Genomic DNA, 19,114 nt, shown 5'->3' on the forward strand with positions numbered 1-19,114 from the left:
TGATTTTTTAATAAAAATAATTTAATCGGTAGTTAAACCGACTTGTTGATTCCAATTTATTCGCAACATGAAGTTAATTAAAAACCGACTTTACATTACATTGGATTTAATTAAACTCACTTCACACTTACGCCTAAAAGGATTAGTAAGCTCCCTTTAATTTCTTTTTAAATTTGTCGTATATATCATTTTATATAATCGGTTAATTTGACAGTCATGTACGAATATCAATGACATCAAAGGCATTGAAACAAAAAATGAAGGCAACATGGAGTATGTTCAAATCTATTGAATAACTAATTACAACTAGCACAACAAGCTTACCTATTAAACTCACTTGAGCTATGGCGGCATCATCATATATGAGACTAATGGATTAGCAATTAAATGCTATCATTTGTAGACGATGGTCACAAATATCGAACTAAACGCCCACAATTTGTACCTTTACTGCGCTTTATCATTAATGAAATGAGATATCAGTCGATAACCTTAACAAACAAAAATAATTCTACTCTTTTTGCGGTTGACGCAATGGAATAGCGAAAATAACCAGAGAGTCCACGATGAAACATACGATCAAGTTTAAAATTCAGGTGGCCATCGCCATTATTATTGCCTCAGTGAGTGCGGTACAAGCTTGGATTTCAATCAGCCAATTAAAAAACGAAACAACCAAACAAGTTTACGGTCAGATGACCGATATCGGAAAATCGACCAGTAATTACATTTCTAATTGGTTAGATACCCGTACGGGTATGATGCTCGCCAATGAAAGCATAATTAACACCAATAGTGATGTTGACCGTGAGCTGTTAGTCACCAAACGCGCAGGTAACTTCCTGTCGGTATACGCAGGGTTCACCGATGGCCGTATCGCTTTTGGTGACAAAACAGAAGACTGGCCTGCCGATTACGATCCGCGCACCCGCCCTTGGTACCGTGATGCCATCAACGCAGGCAAAACCATTATTACGGAACCTTACCAAGATTTCGACGGTAGCATTGTGGTCAGTATTGCTAAATCATTCCAAGGTCAGTACAGCGGTGTATTAGCATCCGACCTCACCATTAATAGCATTATCAAAGAAGTACTAAGCCTAGATATTGATAACGCTGGCTACGCATTCTTAGTCGATGGTGAAAACCGCATTGTTGCTTACCGCGATGAAGCCCTTAGCCAAAAGCCACTGACTCAGCTAGATAACGAATTAACCGCAGATGTTATTCGTAAGCTTGCGTCCAGCCAAAAAGTCGGCACCTTCTTCCAAGAAAGCGACAACAGCAATAAGCTTGTCTTTACGACACCAATTGCAGGTACAACTTGGACACTCGGTGTTGTACAAGATGAAGAATTAGCGTTTGCATCGATCAGCCAACAAATGAAATTTGTTCTAATTGCCTCTGTGGTTTTGTACTTGGTGATTGCCGCTATCGCAACCTACATCATTACCAACCTTCTGCGTCCACTTGCCGATTTAAGCAAATCGGTTGAGCAACTAGCACAAGGCAGTGGTGATCTAACCCAGCGCATCGAAATCAAACGTATGGATGAAATTGGTGAACTGGCAGAGAACATGAATAGTTTCCTTGGCCAGCTACAAACAATGATTAAAGGTATCGTGACTCAATCAACGAACCTAAGCCAATGTGCTGAAGAATCATCAAAACAAAGTGAATTGGCATCATTAAAAGTGTCAGAACAGCAAAATGATGTAAACCAAATTGCGACTGCGATTCATGAAATGTCAGCCACTTCCGCTGAAGTAGCGAGTCATGCCGAAATGACAGCGTCAGCGGCGCAAGCATCAACTGAAGCTTGTGAGTCTGGTAAGCACGTAATCGGACAAAACCGAGAAGCAATTACATCCCTAGCGAATCAAGTTCAAGATGCTGCCAATGTCATTCATGAATTAGAGAGTAATGCTCAAAACATCAATCAAATCCTATCGACTATTCAAGGCATTGCTGAGCAAACCAACCTACTCGCATTGAACGCCGCAATCGAAGCTGCCCGTGCAGGTGAGCAAGGCCGCGGTTTTGCGGTTGTTGCCGATGAGGTTCGTGTTTTAAGTAAACGCACTCATGATTCGACTGAAGAAATTCGCAGCATGATTGATACCTTGCAGCAAAATACTCGCCAAGCCGTAGATAGCATGCAATCAAGTACTGAACTTGCAGGGCAAAGTGTTGATTACGCGGGGGCGGCAAGTGATAGCCTGACTCAAATTACTCAGACCATCACAGAGATCTCAGACATGGCATCACAAATTGCTAGCGCAGCAGAAGAGCAACGCGCAGTTAGCGAAGACATTAGCCGCAATACGCAGGCAATCAAAGATGTCTCTGATCACCTTTCTGTTCAAACCGCAGAAGTCAGCAGTAGCGCACGTGATATGAATGCCTCGGCTGAAGCAATGCGTAGCGATGTGTCTCGCTTCAAAGTGTAATACTCGATAACGAACACACAATAACGATCTACTCTCATCAAACGCCGAAGCCTTGCTTCGGCGTTTTTATTTCAAGCCCTAATTGTCTGAGTCTGAGTCTGAGTCTGAGTCTGAGTCAAAATAGTGAACTGACTGCCACTTCTCAACATCAAATTGCTCCCTTTACCTCCTAGCCGCTAACGTTATTTTTAGTCAGTCGTTACACGATATCGCCACGTCTTCTCGATCTCTTCATTTAAAGAATACTGAGGCAGCGTGCGTGACCAGTACAATCCAAAGGAATAATAGATGAATAGAAAATGGGTAATAAAACTCAGTATTTTACTTCCGCTTACACTGCCTTTAAGCAGCCAAGCTGCAGCTGAATGGGGGTATCAAGGTGATCACGGAACTGAATCTTGGGGAAAAACATTTAGCACATGTGGTGAAGGTAAAAACCAATCGCCCGTTGATATCCAACAAACCATCGATGCCAACCTCACACCGCTACACATTAACTATCAGGGTGTTATCACGGAGCTGGTGAATAATGGTCACACGGTTCAAGCCAATGTCAGCGGTAAAAACACTCTCACACTGGCTGGTGAGTCATTTGAATTAAAGCAATTTCACTTTCACACCCCATCTGAGAATTACTTACAAGGTAAACAATATCCCTTAGAAGCACACTTCGTTCATGCTAACAGTAAAGGGGAATTAGCCGTGATTGGGGTGATGTTCGCAACGGGTGAACGTGAAAATGATAGTGTGAAATCCTTACTCAGCACGCTACCTGATACCAATACTCGTCAACAGATAACTGCGACTATAAGCCCTGCAGATCTGCTTCCTCGCAGTCGGGAGTATTATCGCTTTAATGGTTCACTCACCACCCCACCGTGCAGCGAGGGTGTACGTTGGTTTGTCCTTAAAGAGCACCTTACCAGTACCCGTGAAGAGGTTGATGCATTACAACAAGTGATGGGGAATAATGCGCGACCACTGCAACCGCTGAATGCGAGAACGATTTTAAGTTCACCATAGCATCAAACCACAAATGATAACCACTTGCATTTAGATTGGTAATTGCTTATAGTTTACCCAGCTCGACGAAGTAAGATGCCTTGAAATCCTAACTTGCCCTTATACGCGTCATCTTTACAGAATAGTCCTGTGAAGAAGCTACCTAAAACAACAACTAGCTGTTCCCCCCCCGCTTTCTGATGAGAGGAAGCGAAGCTATTCAACCGTTTGGTAATCGGTGCCATTCATCTAAATGACACTTTATTATCAAAAAAGCAGTATTAGTATGGAGCTTGGTCGCCCTCATACGATAAAAAAGCGCGATATTCGTATCGCGCTTTTGTCGTTGGATCTTTTTTACCGCTATATTTTGATCAATCAAGCAATATCGATCGGAAACGCCGTCACCTGATCAATATGATCGTCACCAATAGCCAGCATGATCAAACGATCGATTCCCAATGCCACACCGGCACAATCAGGAAAACCAGCACGTAAAGCGTTAACTAAATGCATGTCAATTGGCTGTGGCGCTAGCCCCATGGTTACACGCTTAGCATTATCTTCTTCAAAGCGGGCTAATTGCTCATCACCATCAGACAATTCATGGAAGCCATTCGCTAACTCAATCCCTTTAAAATAGACCTCAAAACGTTCTGCTACGCGTGAATCACTTGGATTGATTTGGGCCAATGCTGCCTGTGAGGCAGGGAAATCATAAACGAATGCAGGCGCTTCTTGTCCAATTTTAGGCTCAACACCCACACTAAATAGAAGCTGTAATAAGGTATCGCGGTCCTCTTCAGGATCTGCAATATCAGCCAAACCAAGATCCCGTGCCGCGTCTTTTAATGACGCCATCGAGCCTTCGAGAGGGCATACCTCTAATACCGATAAAAACGCGGCTTGGTATGTCATCCTTGTTGCCACAGAGCACTTTAAAACCAACTGCAATAATTCATCCATTTCATCCATCAACTGGTGATGATCAAAATCAGGACGATACCACTCTAACATGGTGAATTCAGGGTTGTGATAACGGCCTGATTCTTCATTACGAAATGATTTACAGATCTGATAAATAGCACCACTTCCTGCAGCAAGTAAACGCTTCATATGGAATTCAGGGCTCGTCATCAAATACAGCATCTGCCCTTGCGCATAACCCGGCCCGACAAATTCTGTTTTAAAAGTATGGAGATGAACATCTGTCACTGTTGCTTGGCTCATTGCGGGTGTATCAACTTCTAATACATTACGCATTTCAAAGAATTCGCGTATCGCTTTAAGAAGAACCGCACGTTGTTTAAGCTTGCTGATAGAGGCAGTCGGTTGCCAAATCATGAGAATGTACCGTTGATATAGACATGGAAAGGACCCTCAGTTTACCAAACCTATCAACTTGAAACCTAGTGCAGCCCATCAGAACCTTTCACTCACCTTCTTACGCTATTTTATCCCGAGAAATTTCCATTTTATGCAGCGAAGAAAACACACCTGTTATGAATAAACATGAACGAAAAGTTAACACCAAGATCGCCGAGATCACATTACTAACACATAAATACAACGTTAATTGATACAATATATAAACCAAATTATCATTATATGCACATTGCGACTTAGCCTTCGTAGCGAAAGTATTGATAAGCTTTTTATTTATATATACTTACACGCAAAATATGAAACACGCCGATAACAGGCCACAAACAATTAAAACAATTAAGAACACTTAATTAATATTTATGGGTAATGACAACTTGTGACAATAATCACAAAAAATGTAATCAACCTATACTTTTGGGCTATTTCGATGAAAAAGCTGCGTCTAAATCAAATTTTAATGAAGATTTGTTTCATAGAATAGTCATTAGGATTTCAAGGATAAGTGCGTACTACGCACTTTTTTTAATTTTATCGTCTTACCTTCGGAGGATAGCTGTGAAGACTATTACCACAGATATCGCTGTAATCGGTGCAGGTGGCGCAGGCCTACGTGCTGCCATCGCTGCTGCAGAAGCAAACCCAGACTTAGAGATCTCGCTGATTTCTAAAGTTTACCCAATGCGCTCACACACAGTAGCTGCAGAAGGTGGCTCCGCTGCCGTCATCAAGGATGAGGATAGCTTAGACAATCACTTCAACGATACCGTTGGTGGTGGCGACTGGCTATGTGAACAGGACGTTGTTGAATATTTCGTAGAAAACGCGACTCGCGAGATGACCCAACTAGAACAATGGGGTTGTCCTTGGAGCCGTAAAGAAAACGGTGACGTGAATGTTCGTCGTTTTGGTGGCATGAAAGTTGAGCGTACATGGTTCGCAGCCGACAAAACTGGCTTCCACATGCTACACACGCTATTCCAAACTTCTATCAAGTACACGCAAATCAACCGCTTTGACGAATACTTCGTGGTTGACCTTCTAGTAGAAGATGGCGAAGTACAAGGTCTAGTTGCTATTCACATGGCTGAAGGCGAACTGATCTGTATTAAAGCGAAATCTGTTGTACTTGCAACAGGTGGTGCTGGCCGCGTTTACAACTGTAATACCAATGGCGGTATCGTAACAGGTGATGGTATGGCTATGGCGTTCCGCCACGGTGTACCACTACGTGATATGGAATTCGTTCAGTACCACCCAACGGGCCTTCCAGGTACTGGTATCCTGATGACCGAAGGTTGTCGTGGTGAAGGCGGTATCATGCTGAACAAAAATGGCTACCGTTACCTGCAAGACTACGGCATGGGCCCTGAGACACCAATCGGCCAGCCAAAAAACAAATACATGGAACTGGGTCCACGTGACAAAGTTTCTCAAGCGTTCTGGCACGAGCTACAAAAAGGCAACACCATCAAACACCCACTGGGCGATGTTGTTCACCTTGACTTGCGCCACCTAGGTAAAGAATACCTACACGAGCGTCTACCATTCATCTGTGAGCTTTCAAAAGCCTACGTAAACGTTGACCCTGCGGAAGAGCCAATTCCAATTCGTCCAACCGTTCACTACACCATGGGTGGTATCGAAACAGACAAGAACAATGAAACACGCATCAAAGGCCTATACGCTGTTGGTGAATGTTCATCTGTTGGTCTTCACGGTGCAAACCGTCTTGGTTCAAACTCACTAGCAGAGCTTGTTGTATTCGGTCGCCTAGCGGGCGAAGGTGCAGCAAAACGCGCAGCTGAGTTTACAGGCTGGAACGACGATGCTATCGCTCAACAAGTAGCGGCTGTTCAAGCTCGTATCGATACACTTCTTTCTCAAGAAGGTGACGAGAACTGGGCTGATATCCGTACTGAAATGGGTCACTCCATGGAAGCGGGTTGTGGTATCTACCGCCAAGAAGATCTAATGCAAGCGACTGTCGACAAACTTGCCGAGCTTCGTGAGCGTTACAAGAAAATCAGCATTAAAGACAAAGGCAAAGTATTCAACACTGATTTGCTATACGCAATAGAAGTGGGTTACGGCCTTGAAGTTGCAGAAACAATGGCTCACTCAGCGATTCTTCGCCGCGAGTCACGTGGTGCACACCAACGTCTAGATGACAACTGCACAGAACGTGATGACGTGAACTTCCTGAAACACTCGCTAGCATTCTACAACGGTGATAAAGCACCTCGTATTGAATACAGCGACGTGAAAATCACTAAGTCTCAGCCAAAAGCACGTCTATACGGTGCAGCGGCAGAAGAAGCAGCGGCGGCGGAAGCAGCAGCTGAAGCGAAGAAAGCAGAGGAGCAGGCATAATGTCAGGCAATCGTATCCAAAAAGTTGAAATCCTGCGTTATGACCCAGCAAAAGACGCAGAACCGTACTTCGAAATGTTTGAAGTACCGTTTAACGAAACTATGTCTGTGCTTGATGCACTGGGTTACATCAAAGATAACCTAGACAAAGATCTCGCTTACCGTTGGTCTTGCCGTATGGCGATCTGTGGTTCTTGCGGCATGATGGTTAACAAGGTACCAAAACTGGCTTGTAAAACTTTCTTGCGTGATTACCCGAATGGTCTAAAAATCGAAGCACTGTCTAACTTTGCTATCGAGAAAGACTTAATTGTTGATATGACGCCGTTCATCGAACGTCTAGAAGCAATCAAGCCTTACATCATTGGTAACGATCGTACACCAGAAGATGGCCCGAACAACCAAACACCAGAGCAAATGGCAAAATACAAGCAATTTGCTGGCTGTATCAACTGTGGTCTTTGCTACGCAGCATGTCCTCAGTTTGGTTTGAACCCAGAGTTCATTGGTCCTGCGGCGCTAACACTGGCACACCGTTACAACCTAGATAGCCGTGACAACGGCGCGGATGAGCGTATGAAGCTTATCAACGGCGAAAATGGCGCTTGGGGTTGTACGTTTGTGGGTTACTGTTCTGAAGTTTGTCCGAAGAGCGTTGATCCAGCGGCAGCAGTTAACCAAGGCAAAGTAGAATCTTCTAAAGATTTCGTTATTGCCATGATTAAGCCTCAGGAGGCATAAGGATGAGCAACCGTAAACCTTACGTTCGTGAAATGACACGTACATGGTGGAAAGATCACCCTTTCTACCGCTTCTACATGGTTCGTGAAGCAACAATTTTACCTTTAATTTTCTTCACTATCTGCCTGACTTTCGGTCTAGGTAGCCTAGTGAAAGGCCCTGAAGCATGGGCGACTTGGTTAAGCTTTATGGCGAATCCAGTTGTTGTTGTGTTGAACATTCTTGCTCTAGCGGGCAGCCTGTTCCACGCACAAACATTCTTCAGCATGATGCCTCAAGTAATGCCGATTAAGATCAAAGGCAAAGCACTTGATAAGAAAATTGTTGTGCTAGCACAGTGGGCCGCTGTTGCAGCTATCTCACTATTCGTTCTAGTACTAGTTTAAGGAGAACCACGTGGTCAATCTAAATCCTAAACGTTCTGACGAGCCAGTATGGTGGGGTCTGTTCGGTGCTGGTGGTACTTGGTTCGCAATGCTAACACCAGTAACAGTACTTGTGCTTGGTATCATGGTACCGCTGGGCATGATCGATGCTGAAGCAATGAGCTACGAGCGTGTAACAGGCTTTGTAACGAGCATCATTGGTGCGCTATTCACTATCGCGACATTAGCACTACCAATGTGGCATGCAATGCACCGTTTACACCACGGTATGCATGACCTTAAATTCCACACAGGCGTTGCTGGCAAAATTGCGTGTTACGCAACAGCATTCCTAGTGTCGGCGCTGGCTGTTATTTTTGTCTTCATGATCTAATCATCAAGATAACCCAGCCTCAAAAAACACCGCCTCGGCGGTGTTTTTTTATGCCTTAAACCATCGCCTATCTTTGCTTTTTCTTCGTGCGCTCTATACGCAAAATGTCACCATCAAGATGCAAAACAACCGTCATTGCAGTATCCTCCCCTCACAAATAAAACACCATTCAATTAATAATCCTATAAGGATGCCTCATGAAAAAGTTTGCTATCACATCCCTTGCTCTACTGACCTTAGCGGGTTGCAGCGCTGTCACCACTAAAATCAAAGTAGATGACACGCTTAAGCAACAACCTGAGTTAGCCGTAAAAACCAGTGGTATGTTTTGGGGCTTAGGTCGTAGCGGCAATTTCGATATGGCAGGTCTATATAAGGGCGATTACAGCCGAGATAAGAGCAATACATGGTGGATGCCAATTGACGATGTTAACGCTGAACTAGTGGCTCGCGTTATCAAAGTCAGTGATGATCAGACATGGAACCTTATGTGCAGCGGTGGCTATACAGGTGTGAACTTTGGAGGGATTTCCGTTGGTTCGTCAGACCCTTATACTTGCCAGATCCTCGCTGGTGAAAAGAATATCGGCAAAGTAGAGCTACGCGATAAAAGCGGTGCCATTAAGCTGGGAACAACAAAGGAAGTTGAAGGCTTTATTGAAATGAATAACATCCGCTACCAACTGACTTCCGATCACCAGATCGAAGGGAGTTTCATGAAAACAGATAACCCATCAGGATTCCATGTTAGCCAAGATGGCAAGCGCGTTGCGGCTATCTATACCAATGGTAGTATCTCGCTACAAATGCTACCCAACCTCACAGCCAACCAGAAAGATGTACTGGCTGTCGCAACCATCGCCAGTGCGATGAGCTGGCGTGCAGACGCAGATAACGAGTAATCCCATCCGTTTTGTAGGCAAAGTAAAACAGCAGATACAAAAAAGGTCGCCTTAGCGACCTTTTTTATTCTCATGCCCTAAAGCATCAGTGCGTGATTATTTCACACGACCTACGTATTCAGCTGAGCGAGTATCAACTTTGATCACTTCGCCAATAGCAATGAATAGTGGAACACGAACAACTGCGCCCGTAACCAATGTAGCAGGCTTGCCGCCCGTACCTTGTGTATCACCTTTCAGACCTGGGTCTGTTTCAGTCACTTCAAGCTCTACGAAGTTTGGTGGCGTAACTGTGATTGGGTTACCGTTCCACAGTGTTAGCGTACAAGTGTTGTTTTCTACCAACCATTTCGCATTTTCACCAACCGCTTTTACATCGGCAGCAATTTGCTCAAATGAAACATTGTCCATGAAGTGGTAGAATTCGCCGTCGTTGTATAGGTAATCAAGCTCGATGTCGACTACGTCTGCAGCTTCAACTGACTCGCCAGATTTAAATGTTTTCTCAAGCACTTTGCCTGATAGTAACTTACGGATCTTAACGCGGCTGAATGCTTGACCTTTACCAGGCTTAACAAATTCGTTTTCAATAATGACACATGGTTCATTATCTAGCATAATTTTCATTCCGCTGCGGAATTCATTGGTGCTGAAAGACGCCATTTCTATCCTCTTAACATCTTCGAGTTGTATTTAATGCCGCATATAATAACCCGAAACGCCTCATCTGTTGAGCAAAACTGGCTCAAAGAACTGACTAATGCGATTTCTGACCCCTTTCTTCTCCTTAAAACCCTGAATATCGATCCTGAGCCGTGGAAAGCAGGTTTAGAAGCTCGAAAGTTATTTGCGTTGCGCGTACCAATGAGCTTTGTCGCACGCATGGAGATAGGCAATCCACACGATCCATTATTGCGCCAAATACTACCACTCGCGCAGGAATATGACGTTCATGAAGGCTACTCACTCGATCCTCTCGAAGAGCAAGATAATGAAACGCCAGGATTGCTGCACAAGTACAAAAACCGCGTACTGATGATCCTTAAAGGTGGCTGTGCGGTGAATTGTCGCTACTGTTTTCGCCGTCACTTTCCTTACGAGGACAACAAAGGCGGTAAGCGCCAGTGGCAAGTCAGCCTCGACTACATTGCAGCTCATCCAGAGTTGAATGAGGTGATATTGTCAGGTGGTGATCCCTTAATGGCAAAAGATCATGAACTGGCTTGGTTGATCAAAATGATCGAGGATATCCCTCATATTAAGCGTTTACGGATCCACACCCGCTTACCTGTGGTTATTCCGAACCGAATTACCGCGGAACTTTGCCAATTACTGAGTGATACACGCTTACAGTGCATTGTCGTGACACACATTAACCACGCCAATGAAATCAACCCAGAACTTCAGACTGCAATGCGTCAACTCAAGCACGCCAATGTCACCTTACTTAACCAAGGTGTACTGCTAAAAGGTGTTAATGATTCAGTTAAAGTCTTAGTCGATTTGAGTGAATCATTATTTGATGCTGGTATTCAGCCTTATTACTTGCACGTTTTAGACAAAGTGCAGGGGGCGGCGCACTTCATGGTCGATGATATTGAGGCGAAAAAGCTCATGGCAGGGTTAATGCAGGAAGTGTCTGGTTATTTAGTACCAAAATTGACCCGAGAAATTGGTGGCCGAAGCAGTAAAACGCCACTGGACCTGCACCTCGAATAACCCCCCTTTATCCTCCCTCCCAGCTTTATTCACTCAGTTTGCGTCAATAATGGCGCAACTGCACTCCTCTTCGCCTTAACACTTGGTCACAAAGCAAGCAACCGCTTCTAAAACAGTTAACTTCTTGGATTTTTATGCCGCTTTTTACATAAGCAAACATATGGAACCAAGATCACAATTAAGAAGCTAATAATAACATGACCATAAATTGGAATTTAAAGGCGAAACTTGCAGCCTTTTTTGCTGCATTATCACTACTCATAACACTCTTATTATCTTACTTCTCTTACCAAACATTAGAGAACTCGACATTAGCTGGCATTGACTCAGAACTCAAAACGGCAGCGTACGCTACTCAGCAAATTATCGGCGTCGATAAACACAATCAGTTAGATAAAACCCATAACGATTACGATGCTATTAGCCAGCAGCTCACCCAATTTACCCAAGGTTCTGAATTAGATTGGGCGTACTCAACGGTGATGAAAAACGGCCGTGTCTACTACACCTATGTCAACCACAGTTCCGATGAAGCTCGCAGTGGTCGCTACAAAGAATGGTATTTGGAAGAATACCAAATCGTCCCAGAAATGCTGCGCGAAGCCTTTCTAACGAAGCGTATTCAATTTGAAGAATACCAAGGAGAATTTGGTCGCTACCGCTCTATCTTTATTCCGATGCGTAATGCTCAAGGAGAAACATATGTTATTGGTGTCGACCTCGCGTTAAAAGAAGTCGATGACCTACTGAATAAAGAACTAAAACAAGTTTGTTTCACTGCAATGATCATCTTGGCACTATCGCTACTTGCAGCTCGTTTAATTGCCATTCGTATCGTGGAGCCCATTAACGCGCTTAACAAAGTGCTATTAAACATTGCAAATGGTGACTGGAATCTTACTCAACGTGTACCAGTAACAAGCCAAGATGAAGTCGGCATGATGTCCGCTTCTTTTAATACTTTCATGGCAGCATTACGAGAACGTCTACTAGAAGTTAGCCACACAACGGATAACGTAGCAGCCATTACGACTCAGCTTGATCTATTGGTTCAAGCGGTCACCGAGCGTTCGGTAGAACAAGCTGAAAATGTTGGTAACAGCGCAGCCGCAATTGAAGAGCTAGCGACCAGTTCACAAAGTATTTCGGGCGTGGTTAACGAAGCCAACCAAAAAATGACCCGTTTTGAACAACATACCCAAAATACCGTTGGTGCAATCAACCACGCGGTGACAGGCATGCAAAGCGTCCAGTATGAAACCAACACTGTCGCAGAAAAACTACACCAGCTAGACAGTCGTGCAAACGACATCAACTCAATTGTCGAAGTGATCAAAGACATTGCCGACCAAACAAATTTACTTGCATTAAATGCCGCCATTGAAGCCGCGCGTGCCGGTGATCAAGGTCGAGGCTTTGCTGTTGTTGCTGACGAAGTACGTCAACTGTCTGAACGGACAGCCAAAGCGACCATCGAAATTGGCTCAATGATCACCTCGATTCAAAGCGATACCAGCAGTACCACAGATACCATGCAACAGGCTGTCGGTCAGGTTGATAGCTGTGTTCAACACGCAGATCAAGCCAACGACTCTCTCAATGGTTTCCGTGCTGAAATTCTTTCCGTTACCGAAGGAATGGAAGAAATTACTGAATCGGTCAAGGAGCAGGCCTTTGCTGCTGAACACTTGTCCTCAAACGTTGCAGCACTGAGTAACAGCGCCAACGAAAACCGCCTCTCAACGCAAGAGGCACAACAAGGTGTTGAAGAGCTAAAGCGTCGAACTGGCACGCTACGCGATGTCGTTCAGCTATTCACGCTTTAACTTGTAAATACCGTTACATAAACAACAGGAAAAACACTGTGAAATTAAAATTAAGCTTAATCGCACTTGCTCTTATGAGCCAAACTGCTGCCCAAGCAGCGCCTTTACTTGTCGATTTTGACAACAGCGAACGTGAAGAACGCGTTGAATCTAGCAATGCATGGTTAGAAGTTGATACGCACGCTTTCTCTAACAATATTCAGCTGCTTCAAAACCAACTAGCTGATAACACAAAGATCTGCGCCATCATGAAAGCGGATGCTTACGGCAACGGTATTGCTGGCTTAATGCCATCTATCATCGCGAACAATGTTGCTTGCGTTGGTATCACAAGCAACGAAGAAGCACGCGTAGTCCGTAAACATGGCTACACAGGTAAAATCATGCGTGTACGTGCGGCTAGTCGCAACGAAATCGAAGGCGGTCTAGATTTCCACATGGAAGAACTAATCGGCACCAAAGAACAAGCCGATCAAATCATTGAAATTGCACGCACACACGGTACTACGATCCCAGTTCATCTTGCTCTTAACACTTCTGGTATGGGTCGTAACGGTTTAGATTTAACAACATACGCAGGCCAAGTTGAAGGCGTGCAAATCGCAGGTGATCCTAATCTAAAAATCGTCGGTATGATGACCCACTTCCCAAATGAAGGTCTCGACGAAATCAAGCGTAAAGTTGAACGCTTTAAAGTGGAAACACAATGGCTAATCGACAGTGCAGATCTCACCCGTGAAGACATCACCCTTCACGTAGCGAACTCTTACATCACGTTAAACTTACCAGAGGCGCATCTAGATATGGTTCGTCCTGGCGGGATGCTATATGGTGACTATCCAGCAAAAGCACCATTCCAACGTATTGTGTCATTCAAAACGCGTATTGCATCGCTGCACCACTTTCCAGCAGGTAGCACCATAGGTTACGGCAGCACCGTGGTATTAGATCGTGATTCTGTATTAGCGAACCTACCAATTGGTTACTCTGACGGCTTCGCGCGTTCACTCAGCAATAAAGCAGAAGTCCTTATCAACGGCCAACGTGCAAAGGTAATGGGGATGGCATCAATGAACACCACCATGGTCGATGTCACTGATATCGTTGATGTTGAAGCAAATAGCGAAGTAGTGATCTTTGGCCCACAAGGCCAAGACGTTATTACCAGTGATGAAACTGAAGAACGCAGCGGTCGAATCTTACCAGAGCATTACACTATTTGGGGGGCAACTAACCCTCGAATTTACCGCTAATAAAGCAAAAAATAAGGCCAGCACAGTGCTGGCCTTACTCTCCCGTACCATCAATGTTTCACATCTTATCGATAAAAAAATATCATCGTCATAATTCTCGATTTTCGTTCGATTTGCGTGCATAGTCGCCATCCATTCAGCTACGGGCAACAAGGCTCTAAGGGAGTTCGCCAAACTTCCCTCAGCTGGTCATTAATTTCTATTTGTCGCGAGTAACGCAATGAAAATTGGCATTCTTTCCCAAAACGAAAACCTATACTCTACCCGTCGTCTACGTGAAGCATGTGAATCACGCGGTCATGAACCCGTGATCATTAATGCATTACGTTGTTATATGAATATCAACTCGGTTCAGCCATCAATTCATTTTGAGGGTAATGACTTAATAGGCTTCGACGCTATTATTCCGCGCATTGGTGCTGATATAACCTTTTATGGGTGTTCAGTGTTACGCCAATTCGAAATGATGAATGTGTTTTCGATTAACCCCTCGATTGCGATTTCTCGCTCTCGTGACAAATTGCGTTCATTACAATTGCTAAGCCGTAAAGGCGTTGGCATGCCAATCACGGGCTTTGCAAGCAAACCTGATGATGTGCCAGACCTAATCAAAATGGTTGGTGGTGCACCTTTAGTCATTAAATTACTGGAAGGTACACAAGGCATCGGTGTTGTACTTGCTGAAACACAAAAAGCCGCAGAAAGTGTTATCGAAGCATTCATGGGCTTAAAAGCCAATATCATGGTGCAGGAATACATTAAAGAAGCAGGTGGTGCAGATATTCGCTGTTTCGTTATTGGCGATAAAGTGATTGCCGCTATGAAACGCCAAGCCGCTGAAGGCGAGTTCCGCTCTAACCTTCACCGTGGTGGTAGTGCATCACTGATTAAGATCACACCAGAAGAACGTAAAACAGCTGTTGCTGCGGCAAAAGCGATGGGCTTAAGCGTGGCTGGGGTTGACCTACTTCGCTCAGAACGTGGTCCACTAGTGATGGAAGTGAACTCATCACCAGGCCTTGAAGGCATTGAAGCGGCTACGGGCAAAGATATTGCTGGCATGATTATCGACTATATCGAAAAGAACGCACAGAAAAAAAGTCGTCGTTTGTTGCACGATCAGTAAAAAGTAACAGCGTGTACGATAGATAAAACAACGGTAACGTGTTTTAGCCACAAAACCTCTCTGCGAATTTATAATTCGCTTAATCAAAAGCAGCTGAGCTTCAGCTGCTTTTTCTTTATCTCCAAACACTCCAATCAATAAAAGCCTCTAACTCTCACACCCTTATTGGATTATAAGTTGTTGTTATAGTTGCGTTTTAATTTAGCCTAATCAAATGGGTATAACTACACCCACTTTTTAATGAGGGGCACCCCTATTTTTTTGACCATGACATAAACCTATAACGCTATGCCGCACGAAGTAATTTACTCATTAAAATCCATACTACATACCCCTGACATCAAAAATGTACAGCATTAATGACCAATACCACCTAAAAGGTGAGCGCTTCACTGAAATTATTCACCCTCTCTTAATTTACATGTAAGCCATTGATTTTAAGTGCAATATTTCCTGTACAGCTTTTCTGGCTTTTTTAAAAGTGAACCATACATGATGTTTTTTAGCCTACAGATGTATTTTTACTTATCCAATAATACCAGCTAGAACGCCCGTACAGCTTTTCACCAAAAAAGCAGCAAAAAGATACACAAAAATAAACTCGCAATTAACCAGCAATAAAATCAAAGTTAAGCTCATGTTTTAAAAGAAATTAAATCACAGTACAGCTTATTTTGCTTTTTGTCGGGTAAAGGGTGCCATGTATATTTCACAAAGAAGAACCATAAAAACAGCGACGAATGGTAAGTATGAATGGCCAATATGAGGGACATAAAGGAAAGGAAAGAACAGATTACAAAGCAGTAAAGGATAAACCGTCATTATTAATGTCCCCACACCAAGATACCAAACGACATCACTAATGATTCCAGAGGGTTAATACCCTTAATTACTTAGTTATATATTTGTCAAAAAGGCTACTCACTAGCAATAATTAATACCTCTTCTACATCATTTTCCCTGCACAACATTCTTAGCACTTATCTATCCTGCTAGCGATTCCGAGGTTAACCATACTAACGCGTACAGCTTTAGCTTAAGCGTACTGGAAAATGGTGAGCAGTTTGACACTCATACTTTAAAAACAACAAGATGAATCTAAGTGTTTGATTTTATGGGGTTAAATAAACGTACAGCTTATTGAGCTTTTTCATGAGTGAACTGTACAGGTGGAAATGAGCATGAGGAACTAAAGATATAAACAAGATTTAGCCAGAATACGGCATAACTTTAGTCATAAACATACGCCAAAACCCCAGCCCTATTCACACTCAACTGGCACAAAAGCGTACATATTCCTTTTCAGCTCCCTTAAGCTTTCTACAGACGTAAAAAAGCCGAAGTATAAACCTCGGCTTTCTAAACCTACTGGATAAATAGGTGGGCTAACTCAACGCTGTATGGCTTTAGTACAAGGAGAGCACGCGGAGTTTACGCTAGTAAATGAGCATGCTCGACGCAGTAATTAAGCCTTACAGCAAGAGATAGGCTGGCTATCACATCATGCCGCCCATACCACCCATACCGCCCATGCCGCCCATATCAGGCATTGCAGGGGCATCTTTAACAGGCTTGTCTGTAATCATTGCTTCTGTTGTGATCATAAGACCAGCAACTGATGCTGCGAACTGTAGAGCAGAACGCGTTACTTTAGTTGGGTCTAGGATACCCATTGCGATCATGTCGCCGTACTCACCTGTTGCTGCGTTGTAACCGTAGTTACCTTCGCCTGCACGAACATTGTTCGCCACAACTGACTCTTCGTCACCTGCGTTTTTAGTGATTTGACGAATAGGCGCTTCCATTGCACGTAGTGCAACGCGGATACCTACATTTTGTTCTTCGTTGCTACCTTCTAGGTTTGCAACTTTTGATGCTGCGCGGATAAGTGCAACACCACCACCAGCAACAACACCTTCTTCAACCGCTGCGCGAGTTGCGTGTAGTGCATCTTCTACGCGGTCTTTTTTCTCTTTCATTTCAACTTCTGTTGCAGCACCCACTTTAATGACTGCTACACCGCCCGCTAGTTTTGCTACGCGCTCTTGAAGTTTTTCTTTATCGTAATCTGATGTTGCGTCTTCGATTTGTTGACGAATTTGCACAACACGGCTTTGAATCATCGCTTCTTCACCAGCACCATCAATGATAGTCGTTGCTTCTTTAGTGATAGTGATGCGTTTCGCTTGGCCTAGATCTTCTAGTTGTACTTTTTCTAGCTCAAGACCAATCTCTTCAGAGATCACTGTACCTGCAGTTAGTACTGCGATGTCTTGTAGCATTGATTTACGACGGTCACCGAAACCAGGTGCTTTAACAGCCGCGACTTTCACGATACCGCGCATGTTGTTCACAACAAGTGTTGCTAGCGCTTCGCCTTCAACGTCTTCAGCAACGATAAGTAGTGGGCGAGATGCTTTCGCTACACCTTCTAGAGCAGGAAGTAGTTCACGAATGTTCGATACTTTCTTGTCTACAAGTAGAATAAATGGGCTTTCTAAATCAACAGAACCCGCTTCTTGGTTGTTGATGAAGTAAGGCGATAGGTAACCGCGGTCGAACTGCATACCTTCAACAACGTCTAGTTCGTCTTGAAGTGCTTGACCTTCTTCAACAGTGATAACACCGTCGCGGCCTACTTTTTCCATTGCTTCTGCAATTAGGTTACCAACAGTCTCGTCAGAGTTTGCAGAGATAGTACCTACTTGTGCGATAGCTTTTGTATCTTCACAAGGTACAGACAGTGCTTTCAGCTCTTCAACAGCAGCAATAACTGCTTTGTCGATGCCGCGCTTAAGATCCATTGGGTTCATGCCCGCTGCTACAGCTTTAAGGCCTTCAGCGATAATTGCTTGCGCAAGTACTGTTGCCGTCGTAGTACCGTCACCCGCAGCATCGTTAGCCTGAGAAGCAACTTCTTTTACCATTTGTGCGCCCATGTTCTGGAATTTGTCTTCCAGTTCAATTTCACGCGCAACAGATACACCATCTTTAGTGATGGTTGGTGCACCAAATGATTTATCTAGTACAACGTTACGGCCTTTAGGACCTAAAGTTACTTTTACTGCGTCAGCTAGAACGTTTACACCTTCTAGCATGCGTACGCGTGCATCATTACCAAATTTGACGTCTTTAGCAGCCATGTCAGTTTCCTTTCTTAATTCTTAATGTAGGTGAATGGATTATTCAACGATTGCCATGATGTCGTTTTCAGACATGATTAGCACTTCTTTACCGTCGATTTTTTCTGATTTAGTGCCGTAGCCTTCAGCGAAGATAACGGTGTCGCCAACTTTAACGTCTAGCGCTTGTACTGTACCGTTTTCTAAGATGCGACCTTTACCTACTGCAAGGATCACACCGCGTGTTGATTTTTCAGCGGCAGAACCAGTAAGAACGATGCCACCAGCAGACTTTGATTCAACTTCTTGGCGTTCAACGATAACTCGGTCGTGTAATGGACGAATATTCATCGGTCGTCTCTCCTAATTTGGTTATGTCCAATAAAAATAAGTGAGTAAGATAATGTAAGGCGCTTACTCCTTCGATACATAGCATGTTGGGTCGATTTTCTGGAACCC

The 19,114-nt window shown here is 43.9% G+C and carries 15 protein-coding genes; 11 read left to right on the top strand and 4 right to left on the bottom strand.

The annotated features are described in order from the left end of the window. The first annotated feature begins 566 nt into the window (after positions 1-566). Both OCU87_RS15620 and OCU87_RS15625 read left to right on the top strand, forming a co-directional pair. Positions 567-2,450, top strand: a complete 1,884-nt coding sequence (locus tag OCU87_RS15620; RefSeq protein ID WP_094958450.1) for a methyl-accepting chemotaxis protein — start codon at positions 567-569, stop codon at positions 2,448-2,450. 288 nt (positions 2,451-2,738) lie between these two features. Next, on the top strand, positions 2,739-3,473 hold the full coding sequence (locus tag OCU87_RS15625; protein WP_261857523.1) for a carbonic anhydrase: 735 nt from the start codon (positions 2,739-2,741) through the stop codon (positions 3,471-3,473). Positions 3,474-3,830: 357 nt separating this feature from the next. Here OCU87_RS15625 and epmA read toward each other — a convergent pair whose 3' ends face one another. Continuing rightward, positions 3,831-4,796, bottom strand: a complete 966-nt coding sequence (epmA, locus tag OCU87_RS15630) for an elongation factor P--(R)-beta-lysine ligase (RefSeq protein WP_062689331.1) — start codon at positions 4,794-4,796, stop codon at positions 3,831-3,833. 597 nt (positions 4,797-5,393) lie between these two features. On the opposite strand from epmA, the gene frdA reads away from it, so the two are divergent. The 5 genes from frdA (at position 5,394) to OCU87_RS15655 (ending at position 9,609) form a co-directional block, all read left to right on the top strand. Then, entirely contained in the window at positions 5,394-7,208 is a 1,815-nt protein-coding gene (frdA, locus tag OCU87_RS15635) for a fumarate reductase (quinol) flavoprotein subunit (RefSeq protein WP_261857524.1), read from the top strand. Next, positions 7,208-7,948, top strand: a complete 741-nt coding sequence (locus OCU87_RS15640) for a succinate dehydrogenase/fumarate reductase iron-sulfur subunit (protein WP_094958446.1) — start codon at positions 7,208-7,210, stop codon at positions 7,946-7,948. The genes frdA and OCU87_RS15640 overlap by 1 nt, the downstream gene beginning before the upstream one ends. A 2-nt stretch (positions 7,949-7,950) precedes the next feature. Next, the gene (gene frdC, locus OCU87_RS15645) at positions 7,951-8,334 is read left to right on the top strand and encodes a fumarate reductase subunit FrdC (RefSeq protein WP_062687953.1); all 384 of its coding nucleotides are present in this window, start codon (positions 7,951-7,953) and stop codon (positions 8,332-8,334) included. Positions 8,335-8,344: 10 nt separating this feature from the next. Beyond that, positions 8,345-8,707, top strand: a complete 363-nt coding sequence (gene frdD / locus OCU87_RS15650; RefSeq protein WP_048899877.1) for a fumarate reductase subunit FrdD — start codon at positions 8,345-8,347, stop codon at positions 8,705-8,707. Positions 8,708-8,904: 197 nt separating this feature from the next. Then, on the top strand, positions 8,905-9,609 hold the full coding sequence (locus tag OCU87_RS15655) for a VV20781 family protein (RefSeq protein ID WP_261857525.1): 705 nt from the start codon (positions 8,905-8,907) through the stop codon (positions 9,607-9,609). A gap of 96 nt (positions 9,610-9,705) precedes the next feature. Here the strand turns inward: OCU87_RS15655 and efp are convergent, their stop codons facing one another. Then, complete coding sequence (efp, locus tag OCU87_RS15660; protein WP_062690215.1) at positions 9,706-10,272, bottom strand: elongation factor P; 567 nt, start codon at positions 10,270-10,272, stop codon at positions 9,706-9,708. A gap of 33 nt (positions 10,273-10,305) precedes the next feature. Here efp and epmB point away from each other — a divergent pair, with 33 nt between their 5' ends. The 4 genes from epmB to rimK all read left to right on the top strand — a co-directional run bounded on the left by epmB (position 10,306) and on the right by rimK (position 15,533). After that, positions 10,306-11,328: an EF-P beta-lysylation protein EpmB gene (gene epmB, locus OCU87_RS15665; RefSeq protein ID WP_261857526.1), complete on the top strand. Its 1,023-nt coding sequence runs from the start codon at positions 10,306-10,308 to the stop codon at positions 11,326-11,328. Positions 11,329-11,525: 197 nt separating this feature from the next. Further along, on the top strand, positions 11,526-13,154 hold the full coding sequence (locus tag OCU87_RS15670) for a methyl-accepting chemotaxis protein (RefSeq protein ID WP_062690214.1): 1,629 nt from the start codon (positions 11,526-11,528) through the stop codon (positions 13,152-13,154). 38 nt (positions 13,155-13,192) lie between these two features. Beyond that, positions 13,193-14,407 carry an alanine racemase gene (gene alr, locus OCU87_RS15675; RefSeq protein WP_261857527.1) on the top strand — a complete coding sequence of 405 codons (1,215 nt, stop codon included), beginning with the start codon at positions 13,193-13,195 and terminating at the stop codon, positions 14,405-14,407. A 220-nt stretch (positions 14,408-14,627) separates the two neighbouring features. Then, positions 14,628-15,533, top strand: coding sequence for a 30S ribosomal protein S6--L-glutamate ligase (rimK, locus tag OCU87_RS15680; protein ID WP_261857528.1), 906 nt, complete (start codon positions 14,628-14,630; stop codon positions 15,531-15,533). 1,496 nt (positions 15,534-17,029) lie between these two features. Here rimK and groL read toward each other — a convergent pair. Continuing rightward, positions 17,030-18,676: a chaperonin GroEL gene (gene groL, locus OCU87_RS15685; protein WP_261857529.1), complete on the bottom strand. Its 1,647-nt coding sequence runs from the start codon at positions 18,674-18,676 to the stop codon at positions 17,030-17,032. Positions 18,677-18,715: 39 nt separating this feature from the next. Next, complete coding sequence (locus OCU87_RS15690; RefSeq protein WP_048899867.1) at positions 18,716-19,006, bottom strand: co-chaperone GroES; 291 nt, start codon at positions 19,004-19,006, stop codon at positions 18,716-18,718. Positions 19,007-19,114 lie beyond the last annotated feature (108 nt).

Origin of the sequence: Photobacterium sanguinicancri (assembly GCF_024346675.1) — a bacterium.
Lineage (GTDB): Bacteria > Pseudomonadota > Gammaproteobacteria > Enterobacterales > Vibrionaceae > Photobacterium > Photobacterium sanguinicancri.

Coding starts and splice junctions, on each gene's coding strand:
- OCU87_RS15625 (WP_261857523.1), top strand. CDS start 2,739: ATGAATAGAAAATGGGTAATAAAACTCAGTATTTTACTTCCGCTTACA.
- efp (WP_062690215.1), bottom strand. CDS start 10,272: ATGGCGTCTTTCAGCACCAATGAATTCCGCAGCGGAATGAAAATTATG.
- groL (WP_261857529.1), bottom strand. CDS start 18,676: ATGGCTGCTAAAGACGTCAAATTTGGTAATGATGCACGCGTACGCATG.
- OCU87_RS15690 (WP_048899867.1), bottom strand. CDS start 19,006: ATGAATATTCGTCCATTACACGACCGAGTTATCGTTGAACGCCAAGAA.
- OCU87_RS15655 (WP_261857525.1), top strand. CDS start 8,905: ATGAAAAAGTTTGCTATCACATCCCTTGCTCTACTGACCTTAGCGGGT.
- epmA (WP_062689331.1), bottom strand. CDS start 4,796: ATGATTTGGCAACCGACTGCCTCTATCAGCAAGCTTAAACAACGTGCG.
- OCU87_RS15620 (WP_094958450.1), top strand. CDS start 567: ATGAAACATACGATCAAGTTTAAAATTCAGGTGGCCATCGCCATTATT.
- OCU87_RS15640 (WP_094958446.1), top strand. CDS start 7,208: ATGTCAGGCAATCGTATCCAAAAAGTTGAAATCCTGCGTTATGACCCA.
- OCU87_RS15670 (WP_062690214.1), top strand. CDS start 11,526: ATGACCATAAATTGGAATTTAAAGGCGAAACTTGCAGCCTTTTTTGCT.
- epmB (WP_261857526.1), top strand. CDS start 10,306: ATGCCGCATATAATAACCCGAAACGCCTCATCTGTTGAGCAAAACTGG.
- frdC (WP_062687953.1), top strand. CDS start 7,951: ATGAGCAACCGTAAACCTTACGTTCGTGAAATGACACGTACATGGTGG.
- rimK (WP_261857528.1), top strand. CDS start 14,628: ATGAAAATTGGCATTCTTTCCCAAAACGAAAACCTATACTCTACCCGT.